This window comes from Micrococcus sp. 63XJN7_6_ISO-PGPR-S23-444, assembly GCF_058072765.1.
On sequence record NZ_CM176516.1, the window covers coordinates 1,435,937 to 1,452,665 of the forward strand.

11 protein-coding genes and 1 pseudogene are annotated in these 16,729 nt (G+C 70.5%); 2 read left to right on the forward strand and 10 right to left on the reverse strand.

Annotated elements, in window-relative coordinates; genetic code table 11:
- Window positions 1–10: 10 nt before the first annotated feature.
- The 8 genes from AC3RJ9_RS06575 to AC3RJ9_RS06610 form a co-directional block, all read right to left on the reverse strand.
- Window positions 11–1,474, reverse strand: coding sequence for a mycothione reductase (locus AC3RJ9_RS06575; protein ID WP_036316674.1), 1,464 nt, complete (start codon window positions 1,472–1,474; stop codon window positions 11–13).
- Window positions 1,475–1,556: 82 nt separating this feature from the next.
- The gene (locus tag AC3RJ9_RS06580; RefSeq protein WP_078025831.1) at window positions 1,557–5,075 is read right to left on the reverse strand and encodes a pyruvate carboxylase; all 3,519 of its coding nucleotides are present in this window, start codon (window positions 5,073–5,075) and stop codon (window positions 1,557–1,559) included.
- A 111-nt stretch (window positions 5,076–5,186) separates the two neighbouring features.
- Window positions 5,187–5,750: a MerR family transcriptional regulator gene (locus AC3RJ9_RS06585; RefSeq protein WP_012750924.1), complete on the reverse strand. Its 564-nt coding sequence runs from the start codon at window positions 5,748–5,750 to the stop codon at window positions 5,187–5,189.
- A 212-nt stretch (window positions 5,751–5,962) separates the two neighbouring features.
- A complete protein-coding gene (locus AC3RJ9_RS06590) occupies window positions 5,963–6,478 on the reverse strand; it encodes a bifunctional nuclease family protein (RefSeq protein ID WP_078025830.1) in 516 nt (171 codons plus the stop codon).
- Entirely contained in the window at window positions 6,471–7,214 is a 744-nt protein-coding gene (gene ftsR, locus AC3RJ9_RS06595) for a transcriptional regulator FtsR (protein WP_052001255.1), read from the reverse strand. The genes AC3RJ9_RS06590 and ftsR overlap by 8 nt, the downstream gene beginning before the upstream one ends.
- Window positions 7,215–7,226: 12 nt before the next feature.
- Complete coding sequence (locus AC3RJ9_RS06600; protein WP_036340500.1) at window positions 7,227–7,652, reverse strand: FHA domain-containing protein; 426 nt, start codon at window positions 7,650–7,652, stop codon at window positions 7,227–7,229.
- Between the two features lie 101 nt (window positions 7,653–7,753).
- Entirely contained in the window at window positions 7,754–8,140 is a 387-nt protein-coding gene (gene gcvH / locus AC3RJ9_RS06605) for a glycine cleavage system protein GcvH (protein WP_002854607.1), read from the reverse strand.
- An 85-nt stretch (window positions 8,141–8,225) separates the two neighbouring features.
- Window positions 8,226–9,761 (reverse strand): peptide MFS transporter, encoded by a 1,536-nt coding sequence (locus AC3RJ9_RS06610; RefSeq protein WP_123244333.1) that lies wholly within the window; start codon window positions 9,759–9,761, stop codon window positions 8,226–8,228.
- Window positions 9,762–9,861: 100 nt separating this feature from the next.
- Between AC3RJ9_RS06610 and AC3RJ9_RS06615 the strand changes: the two genes are divergently transcribed.
- Entirely contained in the window at window positions 9,862–10,383 is a 522-nt protein-coding gene (locus AC3RJ9_RS06615) for an adenine phosphoribosyltransferase (protein ID WP_063189749.1), read from the forward strand.
- A 174-nt stretch (window positions 10,384–10,557) separates the two neighbouring features.
- Here AC3RJ9_RS06615 and mobF read toward each other — a convergent pair.
- Window positions 10,558–13,122: pseudogene (gene mobF / locus AC3RJ9_RS06620) on the reverse strand (MobF family relaxase); the annotation flags it as partial.
- A 51-nt stretch (window positions 13,123–13,173) separates the two neighbouring features.
- On the opposite strand from mobF, the gene AC3RJ9_RS06625 reads away from it, so the two are divergent.
- Window positions 13,174–15,696: a P-loop NTPase gene (locus AC3RJ9_RS06625; protein ID WP_158604218.1), complete on the forward strand. Its 2,523-nt coding sequence runs from the start codon at window positions 13,174–13,176 to the stop codon at window positions 15,694–15,696.
- Here AC3RJ9_RS06625 and AC3RJ9_RS06630 read toward each other — a convergent pair.
- Window positions 15,693–16,587 (reverse strand): IS5 family transposase gene (locus AC3RJ9_RS06630; protein WP_119217444.1). Its coding sequence is split into 2 segments (ribosomal slippage): window positions 15,693–16,229 and window positions 16,231–16,587, totalling 894 coding nucleotides; the frame shifts between segments, so codons are not numbered across the junction. The genes AC3RJ9_RS06625 and AC3RJ9_RS06630 overlap by 4 nt on opposite strands.
- Between the last annotated feature and the right edge of the window lie 142 nt (window positions 16,588–16,729).

The following is a 16,729-nucleotide window of genomic DNA, read 5'->3' on the forward strand; positions in this document are numbered from 1 at the left end:
GCGGGTCCGGTCAGAGCAGACCGGAGTCCGGCACGTCCAGGCCCAGCAGCGCGTTCTCGACGACCTCGGTGAGGGCCGGGTGGGGCCAGTACTGGCCCCGCGCGAGCCGGTGGGCGTCGATGCCGAACGCCATGCCGGTCACGAGCGGCTGGATGAGGTTCGCGGCCTCGTGCCCCAGGATGTGCCCGCCCAGGATCCGTCCGGTGGCCTTCTCCGCGACGACGGTGCACACACCCTCGGTGTCCTCCATGGCCCAGCCGTAGGCGACGTCCCCGAAGGGCTGGGTCTTCACCGTGATCGCGTCCGCGCCGTAGTCGGCGAGCGCCTGCTCCACCGTGAGCCCGACGGAGGCCGCCTGCGGGTGGGTGAACACGGCCGCCGGCACGGGGCCGAGCGTGTTGGCGCGGAGGTCGTCCGGATGCTCCAGGTTGTGCGCGACGACGCGGGCCTCGTGGTTGGCCACGTGCTTGAGCTGCCACGTGTTGGCGACGTCCCCGAGCACGTAGACCCCCTCCACCGGCGCGCCGTCGGAGAGTGCGCGCTGGTGCTCGTCGCTGGCCAGGATGCCGTCGTCGGTGACGTCCAGTCCCGCGGCGGCGGGGTCGAGGCGGTCCGTGTTCGGCGTCCGGCCGACCGCGATCAGCACCGCGTCCGCCTCGATGGCCTCCTCCACGATGCCGGTCTGCTCCTGGCCCTCCGCGCGATCCAGGCGCACCCGGACCCAGCCGTCCGCGGCCCGCTCGGCGTCCTCGACCGGTTCGATCCCGGCCGGGGTCCACCCCGTGCGCAGGTCCCACCGCCGGGCCGCGATCTTCGTGAACGTCGTGGACACGGACATGTCGTGCTGCTTGAGCAGCCGGTGGCCGCGGTTGACCTGGACGACCTCGGTGCCCAGCCCGGCGAAGACGGACGCGAACTCGCAGGCGATGAACCCGCCGCCCACCACGAGCAGCCGCCGCGGCAGCCGATCCAGTCGCATGACGGTGTCCGAGGTGTGCACCGACGGCAGGTCCAGGCCCGGGATCTCCGGGAGGGTGGGCCGCGACCCCGCGGCGACCACGACCTGGTCCGCCGTGATCTCCCGACCCGAGGCGGTGCGCACGCGGCGGGGACCGACGAAGCGCACCTCCTCCTGGATCACGCTCGTGTAGTCCAGATCATCCCGGCGGTGGCGCAGCCCGTCCCGGCTGATGCCGTCGATGCGCGTGAAGATGCGGTCCCGGATGGCCGGGAAGTCGGCGCCCGTGAACTCCAGCCCCACCCCGAGGCTCCGGGCCTCGGGCGGCAGCGCCGCCAGGCTGGCCGGGTAGGCGTACATCTTGGTGGGGATGCAGCCGACGTTCAGGCAGGTGCCGCCGAACGGGCCGGAGTCGGCGATCACGACGCTCCGGCCCTTCCAGTGTTCGCTGACCAGGGAGTTCCCCGATCCGGAGCCGATGATGAGCAGGTCGTGGTGTTCCGCAGTGGTGGCCATGCCTCCCAGGATAGGCACGGGCCCGGACGCGGTGGCGTCCGGGCCCGTGGGGCGGCCCGCCGGCGGCGGGCTCACGCGGGGCTCACTCGATCACGAGCAGCAGGTCTCCGCCGTTGACGGGCGTGATGCCCTCCGTGACCACGCGGCGCACGGTGCCCGCGACCTGGGCCGTGATCGCGGCCTCCATCTTCATCGCCTCGATCGTGGCCACCGCCTGGCCGACCTCGACGGCGTCGCCCTCGGCCACCTGCACGGTGACCGAGCCCGCGAACGGGGCGGCGACGTGGCCGGGGGTGCCGGGGTCCGCCTTCTCCGCGGTCCGCACGGTGGACTCGATCGAGCGGTCCCGGACGGTCATCTGGCGCAGCTGGCCGTTCAGGGTGACCATCACGGTGCGCATGCCCTTCTCGTCCGGCTCGGAGACCGACATGAGGGTGGCGAGCAGCCGCACACCGCGTCCGAGCGAGATGACGTGCTCGCGCCCGGGGACGAGGCCGTAGAGGAAGTCGCGGGTGTGCAGGGTGACGGTGTCCCCGAACTCCTCGCGGTGCGCCTCGAACTCCTTCGTGGGGCCGGGGAAGAGCAGGCGGTTCAGCACCCCGCGGCGGGTCTGTCCGGCCTCGCCGAGGGCGCTCGAGTCCTCCGCGGAGATCTCCACCATGCCCGCGCCCTCGCGGCGACCCTGGAGGGCCTTGGTCCGGAAGGGCTCCGGCCAGCCGCCGGGCGGGTCGCCGAGCTCGCCGCGCAGGAAGCCGATCACGGAGTCCGGGATGTCGAACTCCTGCGGACGCTCCGCGAACTCCTTCGGGTCCACGCCGGAGCCGACCAGCTGCAGCGCCAGATCGCCCACCACCTTGGAGGACGGGGTGACCTTGACGAGGTGGCCGAGCAGGTCGTCGGCCGCGGCGTACATCGACTCGATGGCCTCGAACCGCTCCCCCAGGCCGAGCGCGATCGCCTGCGTGCGCAGGTTGGACAGCTGGCCGCCCGGGATCTCGTGGTGGTACACGCGGCCGGTCGGGGCGGGCAGCCCCGCCTCGAAGGGCGCGTACGCCGAGCGGACGGACTCCCAGTAGGGCTCCATCGCGGTGGCGGCCTCGAGGCCGAGACCGGTGTCCCGCTCCGTGTGCTCGAGCGCCGCCACCAGGGCGGACAGCGGCACCTGGCTGGTGGTGCCCGCCATGGACGCGGTGGCCGCGTCGACGGCGTCCACGCCGGCCTCCGCCGCTGCGAGCAGGGTGGCCAGCTGACCGCCGGCGGTGTCGTGCGTGTGCAGGTGCACGGGCAGGTCGAACTCGGCGCGCAGGGCGGTGACCAGCTCGCGCGCCGCGGCGGGCCGCAGCAGGCCCGCCATGTCCTTGATCGCCAGGACGTGGGCGCCGGCGTCGACCATCCGGCGGGCGAGGCCCAGGTAGTAGTCGAGCGTGTAGAGCGTCTCCTTCGGGTCCGTCATGTTGCCCGTGTAGCACAGGGCCGCCTCAGCCACGGCGGTGCCCGTGGCACGCACCGCCTCGATGGCCGGGGTGATCTGCTCGACGTCGTTGAGGGCGTCGAAGATGCGGAACACGTCGACGCCGGACGCCGCGGCCTCGGCCACGAACGCGTCCGTCACCTCGGTGGGGTACGGCGTGTATCCCACCGTGTTGCGGCCGCGCAGCAGCATCTGGATCGGGATGTTCGGCAGCTCCGCGCGCAGCAGCTCGAGGCGCTGCCACGGGTCCTCGTGGAGGAAGCGCAGCGCGACGTCGTACGTCGCCCCGCCCCAGGCCTCCACCGAGAGCAGCCCCGGCAGGGTGTGCGCGACGGCGGGGGCGGCGGCCAGCAGGTCGCGCGTGCGGACGCGGGTGGCCAGCAGGGACTGGTGGGCGTCGCGGAACGTGGTGTCCGTGACGGCCAGCGCGGTCTGCTCGCGCAGGGTGCGGGCGAAGCCCTCGGGGCCCTGCTCCAGCAGCACCTGACGCCAGCCGTGCGGGGGCACCGCGTCCTCGTTCCGGCTCGGGCCGTCGAAGGGCGAGCGGTCCGGCTCCTGGTGCTTGTCGCCCGGGTGCTCGGGGAGGCGGTCGCGAGGGTCGATGCCCTCGACGCGCGGGCCGTGCGGCTGGTTGACGGTGACGTCCACGAGGTACTGCAGGGCCTTGGATCCGCGGTCCTGGGAGCGGTTCACCGTGGCCAGCTCGGGGTGCTTGTCGATGAAGTCCGTGGCGACGTCGCCGCTGAGGAACTGCGGGTCGTCCATCACGTTCATCAGGAACGGGATGTTGGTGGCCACGCCGCGCACGCGGAACTCTGCCAGGGCGCGGCGCACGCGGCGCACCGCCGTGGCGTAGTCGCGTCCGCGGCAGGTGAGCTTGACCAGCATGGAGTCGAAGTGGGGGCTGATCTCCGCACCGGCGTAGATGGTGCCGCCGTCGAGGCGCACACCGGAGCCGCCGGCCGAGCGGTAGGCGGTGATGGTGCCGGTGTCCGGGCGGAAGCCGTTGGCCGGGTCCTCGGTGGTGATGCGGCACTGGATGGCGAAGCCGCGGACCTGGAGGGCGTCCTGGGTGATGCCCAGCTCGGGCAGGGTGGCGCCGGCGGCGATGCGCAGCTGCGCGCTCACCAGGTCCACGTCCGTGACCTCCTCAGTCACGGTGTGCTCCACCTGGATGCGGGGGTTCATCTCGATGAACACGTGCTGGCCCGCACGCTCGCCCGCCGTGTCCACGAGGAACTCGACGGTGCCCGCGTTGACGTACCCCATCTCCTTGGCGAAGGCGACGGCGTCCCGGTGCAGGGCCTGCCGGATCTCCTCGTCCAGGTTCGGGGCCGGGGCCATCTCGATGACCTTCTGGTGGCGGCGCTGGAGCGAGCAGTCCCGCTCGAAGAGGTGCACGACGTTGCCCTCGCCGTCGGCGAGGATCTGGACCTCGATGTGCCGCGGCCGCAGGACGGCCTGCTCGAGGAACACGGTGGGGTCGCCGAAGGCGGTGTCCGCCTCGCGCATCGCGGCCTCGAGGGAGCCGCGCAGGTCCTCGCGGCGCTCGACGCGGCGCATGCCGCGGCCGCCGCCGCCGGCGACGGCCTTGACGAAGATGGGGAAGCCGATCTCCTCGGCCTGCTCCAGGAGCCACTCGACGTCGGCGCTCGGGTCCGAGGAGGCCAGGGTGGGGATGCCCGCACGCTTGGCCGCGCGCAGGGCCTCGACCTTGTTGCCGGTCAGCTCGAGGACGTCGGCGGGCGGGCCGACGAAGGTGATCCCGTTCTCAGCCGCGGCACGGGCCAGGCCGGCGTTCTCCGACAGGAAGCCGTAGCCCGGGTAGATCGCGTCGGCCCCGGCGTCCTTCGCCACGCGGATGATCTCGTCCACGTCGAGGTAGGCGCGCACGGGGTGGCCCTCCTCGCCGATGCGGTAGGCCTCGTCCGCCTTCTGGCGGTGGATCGAATTGCGGTCCTCGTAGGGGAAGACGGCGACGGTGCGGGCGCCCAGCTCGTAGCAGGCGCGGAAGGCGCGGACGGCGATCTCGCCGCGGTTGGCCACCAAGACCTTGGAGAAGACGGCGCCGGCTCCGGTCGACCCGGCCGCGTCCTCTGGAGGGGTGAAGTTCTCGACAGGTGCGGTCATGGTTGGGAGTGTGTCACACCGCGCCGGAGTTCCGCCTCATGTCGCGCACAGTCACCGCTGCGAGACGAAAGATGACTGACTCGGCCCTCCGGGGCGCCCCGGGGTGGAGGATCAGGCGGAGCGGCGGGCCCGACGCCGCCCGGCCAGCTCGTCCCCCGGCTCGGGGGCGCCCACCACGCTCTCGCGCGGCAGCTCGGCGAGGCTGCCCTCGACCTCGCGCCACACGCGGCCGACGGCGATCCCGAAGACGCCCTGGCCGCCCTGGACGAGGTCCACGACCTCGTCTGCCGAGGTGCACTCGTACACCGAGGCGCCGTCGCTCATCAGGGTGATCTGCGCCAGGTCCTCGACACCCCGCTCGCGCAGGTGGCCCACGGCGGTGCGGATCTGCTGGAGCGAGACGCCGGTGTCCAGGAGGCGCTTGACCACCTTGAGGACGAGGATGTCGCGGAACGAGTACAGCCGCTGGGAGCCGGAGCCGGAGGCGCTGCGGACCGTGGGGGCCACGAGATCCGTGCGGGCCCAGTAGTCGAGCTGGCGATAGGTGATGCCGGCGGCCTTGCACGCGGTGGGACCGCGGAAGCCGACGTCGTCGCCCTGGGTCCTGCCCTCGTCGAAGAGCGTGCCCTGGGCGCCGAGCGCGGGGGGCCGGCCAGGACCTGCAGTGGGTGTCACGGGGAACCTCCTGGTGCGGGGCCCCCGGTGCGGGGAGGGGGACGCGACCGTCGTGTGCCGCCGGTGACCGTGGCGGCGCTCCCCGGTGACCGTGGGGAGGGCGACGGAGGCGCTCCGGGTGGCGGGGCCCTCTTCCCCTCGAAGGTACGCGCGGGTCCGGGGACGGTCAACGAAGCCGGCGGCGAGACCGCGCCGTGTCGCGCCGGCTCCGCTCAGGCGAAGTCCTCGGGGCGCACCGTGTCCAGGAAGTCGCGGAAGTCCTCGACGGCGCGCTCCTGGCCGGCGTCCTCCTCCCCCGTCCGCGCCGGCATGCCGGCGTCCGCGAGCACGGCGGGGCTGCCGAGCACGGGGGCGTCGGCGCGCAGGGCGACCACGACGGCGTCCGACGCGCGGGCGTCGACCCGGGCGCCGGTGGAGAGCACGAGCTCGGCGTGCACGACCTCGTCGCGGACCTCGGTGAGCCGCACCCGCACGACCTCGGCGCCCAGGGCGTCCACGGCGGCCAGGAGCAGCTCATGGGTGAGGGGCCGGGGCGCGCGGACGCCCTCGAGCGCGAGCGCGGCGGCGGCGGCCTCGGGCGCGCCCACCCACAGCGGGATCATCGTGCGGCCGGGCGGATCCACCAGCAGGATCACGTGGTGCTGTTCGGGCAGCTCGACGCGCACGCCGAGCACGGAGAGCGGCACGTCGCCGGCGTCGTCGGCGGGCACGGGGCGCGGCTCAGTCATCCCACTGCTCCAGCCCCACGGCCACGAGGGCCGCATGCAGCCGCAGGCTGGCCTGCGCGATCTCGCGTGCCGAGCGGGCCACGCGGGGGCGGGTGCCGGCGTCGCGGCGGGCCTGCAGCGGGGCGACGGCGCGCTCCACCAGGCCCAGTTCGCGGTCGGCCGCGGCCCGCAGCGGGCGCAGGTGCCGGGGCTCCAGGCCGTGGCCCGCGAGCACGACGGCGGCCCGGGCCACGTCCATCGCGTGGCTCGGGTAGCCGCCGTCGGGATCGACGGGCAGGAGCGAGTACTGATCCAGCTCGGCCAGCAGCTCCTCGCCCGCCCCGGATTCGGCGGCGAGCTCGGCGCGGGTCCACGACCGGCGGCCCCCGGCGACCTCGCGGCCGAGCCGCGCCGCGTCCGAGGACGCCGGGACCGCCGCGGTCCCGGGCAGGCCGGTGGGGCGTTCGCCGCGGTCCAGCGCGGCCAGGTGGTCGGCGATGACCTTGAGCGGCAGGAAGTGGTCGCGCTGCAGCGCGAGGACGAACCGGAGCCGGTCCACGTCCTCGGGCCGGAAGCGCCGGTAGCCGGCGGGGGTCCGCTCGGGCAGCACGAGGCCGCGGTCCTCCAGGAAGCGCACCTTGGACGCGGTGACGCCGGGGAATTCGGCTTCGAGGGCGGCCACGACCTCGCCGATGCCCAGCCGGCCCGCAGGGCGGGCGGTGGGGACGGCGTCGGGGAGCGGGCGCGGATCGATCACGGGGATGACGGCTCAGCCCCGCGCCGGCGCGGCGTAGTACGTGAGCCGGTACTTGCCGATCTGCACGTGCATCCCGGAGCGCAGCAGGATCTCGTCCACCCGGTCGTGGTTCACGAAGGTGCCGTTGAGGGAGTTCAGGTCCACGAGCCGATGGCCACCGTCCTCGGCCCGGAACTCCGCGTGACGACGGGAGACGGTGACGTCGTCGAGGAAGATGTCCGCGTCCGGGTGGCGCCCCACGGAGACCACGTCCTTGTCCAGGAGGAAGCGGGCGGACTGGTCCGGGCCCTCGTGGGCCAGCAGCAGCGCGGAACCGGCCGGGAGGGCGCGGATCGCGTCCGACTCCTCGCGGGTGAGGTCCGCCGAGACCAGCGGTGCCAGCTCGGTGAGGTTGATGGCGGAGGTGGACAGGTCCGGTTCACGTCCGGGCTGGTTCATGGGGTGCTCCTGTGCGGCGGCCGGCGCCGCGGCGCCGGAGGGAGAGACGAAGGGGACGCCGCCGCCCCGCCGGCCGGCGGCGGGGCGACGGCGGACGGGGCTCAGCTGGTGTGCGAGGCGTAGCCCTCGGCGTCCATGAGGCCCTCGAGCTGGGCCTCGTCCGCGAGGGTGATCTCGAACAGCCAGCCGCCCTCGTAGGGGGCGGAGTTGACCAGGCCGGGCTCGCCGTCGAGCTCGTCGTTGACGGCGGCCACGGTGCCGGAGACCGGGGCGTAGATGTCCGAGACGGACTTCGTGGACTCGACCTCGCCCACCGCGGTGCCCGCGGTGACCTCGGTGCCGACCTCCGGCAGGTCCACGTACACGACGTCACCCAGCGCATCCTGGGCGAAGTCGGTGATGCCCACGCGGACCGTGCCGGCGGCACCGGCCTCGGCGATCCACTCGTGCTCGGCGGAGTACTTCAGGCCTTCGGGGATGGAGCTCATGGAGTGCGCGTCCTTTGTGTGGTCGGGAGGGATGACGTCGTCTCGCAGACTACCGAGCGGCGCGTGATTCGCGCCACTGGCGCGCTCAGAGCACGCCGCGCATGCCGCGACGCACCGGCTTGGCGATGGCCAGCACGAGCAGGCCCACGCCCAGGGTGACCGCACCGATCATGCCGAAGTAGCCCACCTCGTTCTGCTCCGAGTAGGAGCCGGCCAGGGAGCCTGCCAGGGCCGTGCCCAGGGCGACGGACAGGTTGTACAGCGACACCATCATCACCGGGTAGCTGCGCGGGGCGACCTTGGTGGCCAGGGAGAGGCCCACCGGGGAGACGAGCAGCTCGCCCATGGTGCAGACGAAGAGGATCAGCGTCAGCCACAGCAGCGGCACGGCGACGACGTCGGCCACCGGGATGAACAGCAGGAAGGCGATGCCGATCAGGACGATGCCGATGCCGAACTTCACCGGGGTGGCGGGCTGGCGGGCGCCCAGCTTGGTCCACAGCGCGGCGAACACCGGGGCGAACACGATGATGAAGATCGGGTTGATGGAGTTGACCCACTCCATGGGCATGAGCCAGCCGAACAGGTTCCGGTCGAGGCGGTGCTCGGAGTACAGCGCGATCACGGTGAACTGCTGCTGGAAGAGGGCGAAGAACACGGACGTGCCGATGAACAGCGGGATGAACGCCTTCACGCGCGAGCGCTCCTCCTCCGTGACCTTCGTGGAGGTCAGCAGGACGGCGAAGATCGCGATGGCCGCGACGGCGGCGAGCACGACGACGGCGTCGGAGAGGTTGCCCAGGGTGACGACGCCCGTGAGGAACAGGACCACGACGACGGCGACCATCCCCAGGCCGATCAGGCCCCAGCGGCCGTACTGCGACCGCGGCAGCGGATCCGGGACCCGGTGCACGTCCGTGGGCAGGTTCTTGCGGGTCAGGGCGTACTGCGCCAGGCCGATGGCCATGCCGGCGGCGGCGAGGCCGAAGCCGACGTGGAAGCCCAGCGTGTCCCGCGCCAGGCCGGTCAGCAGCGGGCCGAAGAGGGCGCCGATGTTCACGCCCATGTAGAAGATGGAGAAGCCGGCGTCGCGCTTGGGGTCCTCGCGGGAGTACAGGGAGCCGACGAGGTTCGTGGCGTTGGCCTTGAGGCCGCCCGAGCCGACGGCGACGAGCACGAGGCCGAGGGCCAGGCCCGGGACACCCGGGACGAGGGCCAGCGCGATGTGGCCGAACATGATCCCGACGGCGCTGATGAACATGGTGCGCTCGGAGCCGAGCAGGCGGTCGGCGACCCAGCCGCCGAGGATGCAGAACACGTACACCATGCCGCCGTAGGCGCCGACGATGCCCGTGGCCACGGCCGGGTCGATCCCGAGGCCGCCCTCCGCGGCGGTCCAGGACATGTAGTACACGAGCATGGCCTGCATGCCGTAGAAGGAGAAGCGCTCCCACAGCTCCACGGAGAACAGGTTCGCCAGCGGGCCGGGCTGGCCGAGGAACGGGCGGCCGCGCCAGTCGGGGGTGGCGTCGTCGGGACGGGTGGCCGTCGACGCCGCCACGCGGGCGGACGGCTCGACGTCGGGCACGCGGCCCGCGAGAGGATTCTGGGGATTTTCCACCGATCTACTGTCCTCCTCCCAGGGAGCCAGAGCAAACTCCCCGCCCGATGACGCCGATCACATCCGCGGCCCGGGCGGCGTCCGTCCTAGAGTGGAGGCCGTGTCCGTCACCTCCGAGATCGCCCGTGCCCGCTCCCTCATCCGTGTGGTCCCCGACCATCCCAGCCCGGGCGTGGCCTTCCAGGACATCACGCCCCTGCTCGCCGACGCCCGCGCCCTGAGGGCGTGCGTCGAGGCCCTGGTGGCGCCGTTCGAGGGACGCTTCGACCTCGTGGCCGGCCTCGAGGCCCGCGGGTTCCTGCTCGCCGGGGCGGCCGCCGTCCTGACCGGCACCGGCCTCGTGCCGCTGCGCAAGGCCGGGCGCCTCCCGGCTCCCGCGGCCCGTGCGGACTACACGCTGGAGTACGGGACCGCGAGCATCGAGGTCTCCGAGGACCTGCGGGCCGGGTCACGGGTGCTCCTGCTCGACGACGTCCTCGCCACGGGCGGCACCCTCGCCGCCGGCCGGCGGCTCATCGAGGCGCGGAGTGCGGAGGTGGTGGGCGCGGCCTGCCTGCTGGAGCTCACGGCCCTCGGCGGCCGGGCCGTCGTGCCGGACACGCACGTGCTGTTCGCGGCCTGAACCGCCCCGCCCGACCGACGGAGAGTGGCGGACCAGGCTGCTCCGCGCCGGGTACGACGAAGCCGGAGCCCCGAACTGCTGAACTCCGGCTTCGTCGACGTGGTCGGGCTAGCGGGATTTGAACCCACGACCTCTTGACCCCCAGGCGTCCAGACCGTTCATACTTCTCCGAAAATGCGACGTGACGGCGTAGCCGAGCTCCAGATGCTCGGCCGCGTAGTCGGCCGGGATCACGACGGAGCCACCTCGCTTCCGGCCAGCACGGCGGAGGGCGAGGGAGTCGTCGTCGCGGACGTCGGTGACCGTCCACCTGTTGCTGTTGCTGACCCAGCCACGCCCGGAGCGCAGGCGCCGGTCGTTGTGTCGGGTGATGACGGTGTCCCCGGCGGCGGCGCGGGTGCCGTCGTGCAGTTCGACTTCGCGGAGGGCGTTCACGATGCCGTCAAGGATCAGCTCGGCGCGGGCTCGCCGGTTGAGGGCGAGCACGGCTTCGTTGGAGTCGGCCACGAGCACCGCCGCCCGCCCGGCCAGCGTGTCGGCGCGCCACGCCCGGTAGGCGACTTCGACCATCGCCTCGCTGTCGCCTTCGGCGATGCGGCCGTGGTCCGCGTAGGCGTTGATGACGCTGGTGTCGCCGTGGCGCAGGCCGAGGGAGGCAGTCTTCTCCCAGGCGTGGGCGAGGCGGTGCACGGCGGTGAGCTCGGGGGCGTCATCCCGGTCGTGGACGAGCATCGCGTAGGCGCCGGCCGCGGTCGGCAACTGGAGCTGAGCGTAGTCCCCGACGACCAACGTCTTCGCCCCGGCCGCGGTGGCGAGGGCGGTGATGCGGTCGAGGGCGAGGGTGCCGGCCATCGACGCCTCATCGACGATGACGAGCTGCCCCCGGCGGAACGTGGCCCCGGTGCGGTCGTGGGTGTCCAGCCACTTCGCCGTGTTCTCGGCGGCAATCCCGAGGTCGTCGGCGAGGACGTGCGCCGCGACCGCGGACGGAGCGAGGCCGACGACAGAGCCTCGGCCGTGCTCGTGCTCCCACGCTCGGCGCAGCGCGTTCATCGCCGTCGTCTTCCCAGCCCCGGCCGGCCCTACGAGCACGTCGATCATCCGGCCTGACAGCGCGATCCTCGCCAACGCGTCCGCCTGGTCCGGGCCGAGGGTGCGGCCCTCCCGGTCGGGCCGGGCCGTGATCCGCTCTACCGTCGCCAACGGCACGGTCGGGCCGGTAGTGGTGCGGGCGCGCTCGAGGAGGCGGTCTTCGGCCGCCAGCAGAACCTCGGAGGAGAACACGGCCGAGTGCTTCGGCCGGAACACTGATGTGCCATCCGGGCGGCGGAACGCCGCGGGGCTCGAAGCGAGCTCGGGCGGGGTCAGCCGCAGCGACACGGACTCGGCGGCGTCGACCACGAGACCGACGATCGCTTCCCGGTCTTCGGTGGAGGCGAACCTGTAGCCGGTGGTCTGCCGGGCGGCCTCGGCCATCAGGTTCCATCGCCGCCAGGTCGACCGCTTCTCGCCGACCGCGTCGACCACGCTGGCGCCGAGCGAGGCGATCACGTCGAGCGGGATGTCGTCGGCCCGGAGCAGCAGGGGCTCCTCGTTCGCCGTCACCCCGCGCGCCCACGCGGTCGCGTCCGAGCCGAGGGCCTGGCCGGCACGGTGCCGCCAGGAGGCGGTGAGGTCGGCGAGCGAGTGGACTTCCTTCTCGGGGCGGGTGGAGAGGGTGGCCTGGGCGCGGAGCTTCATGATCGTCGCTGGCGACGGCCGCCGCCCGTGTGCTTCGACGTACTGGACGATGAGGCCATCAGTCTCGGCGTCGATGTGCCGGGCGCGCGTGGAGAACTCCTTGACCAGTTCTTCCGGCACCGCGGCGATCGCCCACGCCGGATTCCGGTCCCAACACATCTCGCGGGCCTCCCACTCGACGCCGAGTATGCGGGTGAGGTGGTCGGCGAAGACCGCCTCGTGGAACTCGGAGAGAGCGACGGTCGCCGCGTGCATCGGGCGGCCGTCCAGGGAGCGCCATCTACCGTCAAGGATGGCCTGGACCTTGTTGCTCACGACGACGTGTGTGTGCAGGTGCGGGTCGCCCGCCCGGGAGTCGTAGTGGTCGAACGCTGTGGCGATGAGCCCGGTGACGTTGACCTGTGCAACGGCACCGTCGCGGCCGGTTGCGCCGGTACGGGTGGCTGCAACCTCCCGTTCCATGAACGCAACCACCTCCGCAACCGCCGCATGATGCGCGTCCGCGATCAGCGCCTGCGTCCCCGCGTCCGCAACCGCCCACAACACCGAGGCAGACTTCGGGATGGAGAGGGTGTAGTCATAGCCCGCAACCGCGCGCCGGGTTCCGCGGGCCTGCTCCTCGGCCTCGATGGCGGCGACCGCCTCCGCACGTCCCGCCGGGCGGAGCGCGAGATCGAGCACGGCGGTGCGTTCCTCGATCCGCTCGGCTACGGACTTGTAGGACGGATACGCCAGCCCTAGCGGATCGCCCGTGACGGGGTGCCGGCCGAGTCCGAGGAGGAGTTCGAGCTGGGCTTCGGAGACCTGATCGCCCTCCGCGATCATCCCGCCCAGCGACCTGACGCCGGAGCCGAGCCAGCGACCCAATGGGGTGCCCGCCTCGGCGTAGTAGCGCGTCAATGGCGTCGAGAGCGAACGGTCGCCGTCGCCCGCGACGACCGTTCGCGTAAGGTACTTGTACCCGTGGCCCGCGCTCATCACGCGCATCGAAACTGTCACAGCGGTTAGGTGCACCTCGAACGGGCACAGCTGTCTGCGATGCTTAGTCTCATGACTCAGGACGCAGATGTCGGCCTGGCCTCCGTTACGGAGGCTCAGCGCCTTGCCTTACGTCGTGCAGCGCGCAACGGCGAGTACCACCTGCTGCTCGGTGCCGGAGCCAGCATGGACTCGGTTTCGCGCGCCGGGTCGTCGCTTCCGGGCAGCGCCAAGCTGATTGAGCAGCTTTGCGATGCGTTCAACGTGCCCGCCGAAAAGGACGACTTGCTCTGGCGAATTTACGATCGCGCAGTTGAGTCTGCAGGCGAGTCGCGCGTGTATTCCTGGTTCAGGGAGAGGTTCTGGGGTGTCAAGCATCCGTACTGGATGGAGTACTACGCCAGGAGCCCCTGGGCAACGGTCTGGACCCTCAATGTTGACGACACTTTCGAGTCTGCTCACGCTGCGATCGCCAGAGAAAGCAGCCGACAGATTCAGGTTCTGAATTGGGACGATAGCTTTCGTCAGGGACGGCAGCTCAATGTTGTTCATCTACACGGTGTCGTTGACACCGATGAGCCCCGAAAGCTCGTCTTCTCTTTGAGCGAGTATGCAAGATCATCTGCTTCGAGAGCGGCTTGGCCAATCAACTTCCACGATTCCTACGGAAACTCACCCTTCGTGATTCTCGGCGCTCGACTCAGAGATGAGCCGGACATCGAGGCCGTTGTATCACGCCGTCATCCCACTCACGCTGCCCCCAGTTTCTACGTAGCTAGGACCATCTCACCTGCTATGCGAGCGGACCTGACACGGTGGGGTCTCGTTCCAATCGAGATGACCGCCGAAGACTTCGTTCTTGAATGGAGCGAACTCACAGGCCTCGATCTAGAGCAGGACCTCGGCGCGGAACTCGAGCTGGGCATGCGCATCGGACAACAGTTCGCAGAACTCAAGCAAGACCCATCGCCCGTGCCGCGAGGACACGACTTCCTCGGCGGCGATGAGCCCAGTTGGAGCGATATTCAGAACGGGCTGGCGGCCGAACTGGAGTGGGTTACCAAGGCGATACTCGATTGCAACCAGATCGGACAGTCTCTGCAGAAATCGACCGTCCTCGCCTACACCGGTAGGCGGCTAACGGGACGCTCGACTGGTCTGCTTCAACTTGGTGAACACCTGCGAAATGCCTCATGGAGGACATTCCAGTTCCGTCACGACGGACGAGTTGATGTCGAGGCACTTCTCGCGTTTGCCGCAGGTGGGAAATCGCTGGCCCTTCTCTTCGACGGAGCCGCTGACATCGCCGATGACTTAAACCGGCTAGTCACGGAGGCACGACTTGCTGGAGTAAGCATCGTCTGCGTCGTGGTCGACGACTCCGCTCGTGAAGCCAACATAGTCGGACGCGTCAAGAGTTCTAATCTCGCTCACGCAAGAGTGGCCGGAATCAATGGCCGCTTGTCGCGGACCGACGCAGCTCGCCTCGTTGACGCCTTGGATCGGGCGGGTCGCCTCGGGATACTCGAAAAACGCCCTGACTCCGCACGGCTGGCGCACTTCAGAGGCCACGACTTGTTTGACGCAATGGCACAACTCGAAAACGCACCCGGATTTGGGCTTCGAGTTGAGACCCTTGTCCGAGATCTAGAAGGCGAGGACGCACTTGAGGCCGTTCTCGTGGCGGCATACGCGTCACTAGTGAGTCGTCGCCTCTTGGTCATTGATGCCAGCCGGATGCTCGGCATCAACAGCGATCAACTCGTTAGGCAGATCCAAGAGAATCCGCAGCTTGCATCGCTCCTGACCACCGACGGAACCGATGTGCGTACTCGCCACCGCTGGCTGGCTTTGCAACCCCTTGTCAGACGCCTCGGCGTTCAGAACGCCGCCCAGATTCTGCGCGACGCAGTCCGAAGCGTCTCACCAAGACTGAGTCAGCAGAGCCTCCGAGAGCGCAACCCGACTGCCCTCCTCATCGGCGCGTTCATGTCGCAGCGACATCTGAACGACGCCTTCCCCGGAGCCGATCTCGATTCCTGGTATACATCGCTGATCGACGTTTTCGGCTCCTGGAGCGCTCGGTACTGGGAGCAGCGAGCGATCCTGGCACGCAGGAACTCTCGGCATGATGAAACTTTGCTAGCCAAGGCGGAATCATTCGCACTCCGAGCAACAGAACTCGTCGCCGACACCTATAGCTTCACAACCTTGGGGACCGTGCTGCTCGAGAAAGCCGCCCGACACCCATTTGACGCCCAGACGTACTACGAGCGCGGGTTGAGCGCTTTCGAGCGCGCGGCAGCGCTGGACGGGACAGGCAGCAACGTCGTCACATGGATCGCTTTCCTCCGTTACGCGACAAGAGTGCTCGACCGCATCGCCTCGGGCCAGGCGAAGGGCGTAGGTAGCGGAGAAGCCGAAGAGCTTTGGACTGCCGTGCGCAGCGACTGGACACGCATTTTCGCCCAGCTCGCACTGCTAGAGAAAGCTGGCGAGCAGCTCCAGAACGACCTGCGAAAGCTCCGCCATGATTTTGAATCGCTTCCGACTCCGGCAGCCGGCGATGGTTCTGAGCCTCCTACCGCGGGCTAGGGCATGTCTGACAATCGTTTGGACCATGCGATCACAGCATTCAGCACCACAGCGGACCGGTAGACGATCGCGTACTTGTCATACCGGGTCGCCAGACCCCGCCACTGCTTCAGGTGCGCGTACTGACGCTCGATGACGTTGCGGCCCTTGTAGGCGTCCGCGTCGAGGCTGACGGGGCGCCCGCCGCGGGCACCGCGCCGTCTGCGGTGGCCCTGCTGGTCGGCCGGTTCGGGGATGACCGCTTTGATCCCACGGGCACGTAGGTGGGTGCGGATCGCCCGGGAGGAGTACGCCTTATCGCCCAGCACGGCCTCGGGGCGGGTCCGGGGCCGCCCTACTGGCCGGGTCACGCGCAGCTGCGCCAGAAGAGGAAGCAGCATCGGGGAGTCCCCTGCCTGGCCGGGGGTGATCAGGCTGACCAGCGGCAGCCCGGTCCCGTCCACGAGCTGATGGATCTTCGTGCTCAGCCCGCCACGGGAGCGCCCGATGCCGTGATCGGCCGGCTCCTCACGCGGATTCTTGTAGTTCGATCCATCCCCCTGTGTGGCGGGTGATGTTCGTCGCGTGCTGATGCGCGCGGGCGATCGTGGAGTCCACCGAGACCGACCAATCGATCAGGCCTTCGGCGTCAGCGGCGGCGGTCAGCGTGGCCAGCACCGTGTCCCAGGTGCCCTCTTCAGCCAAGCGCCGATGCCAGGTCCACACGGTCTGCCAGGGCCCGTAGACCTCGGGCAGATCCCTCCAAGCGATTCCGCACCGGTACCGGTAGATGATCGCCTCCACCATGGTGCGGGCGTCGGCGAACGGCCTGCCGGCGCGGCCGGTCCGGGTCGGGAGCATCGGGGCGATCAACTCCCATTGGGTGTCAGAGAGCATCTGGAACCGGGACATGTCCCCAGGGTCTCAGCTGACTCGTGCATCTATTCTCAGACACGCCCTAGGTGTGGTGTCCAGGGACGTTGTTGCGTGAACAGCTGACAGGCGAAGGCCTCCTGTTGCGAGAGTGGAGTTGTCGAGAAACCGCTCACGCGAA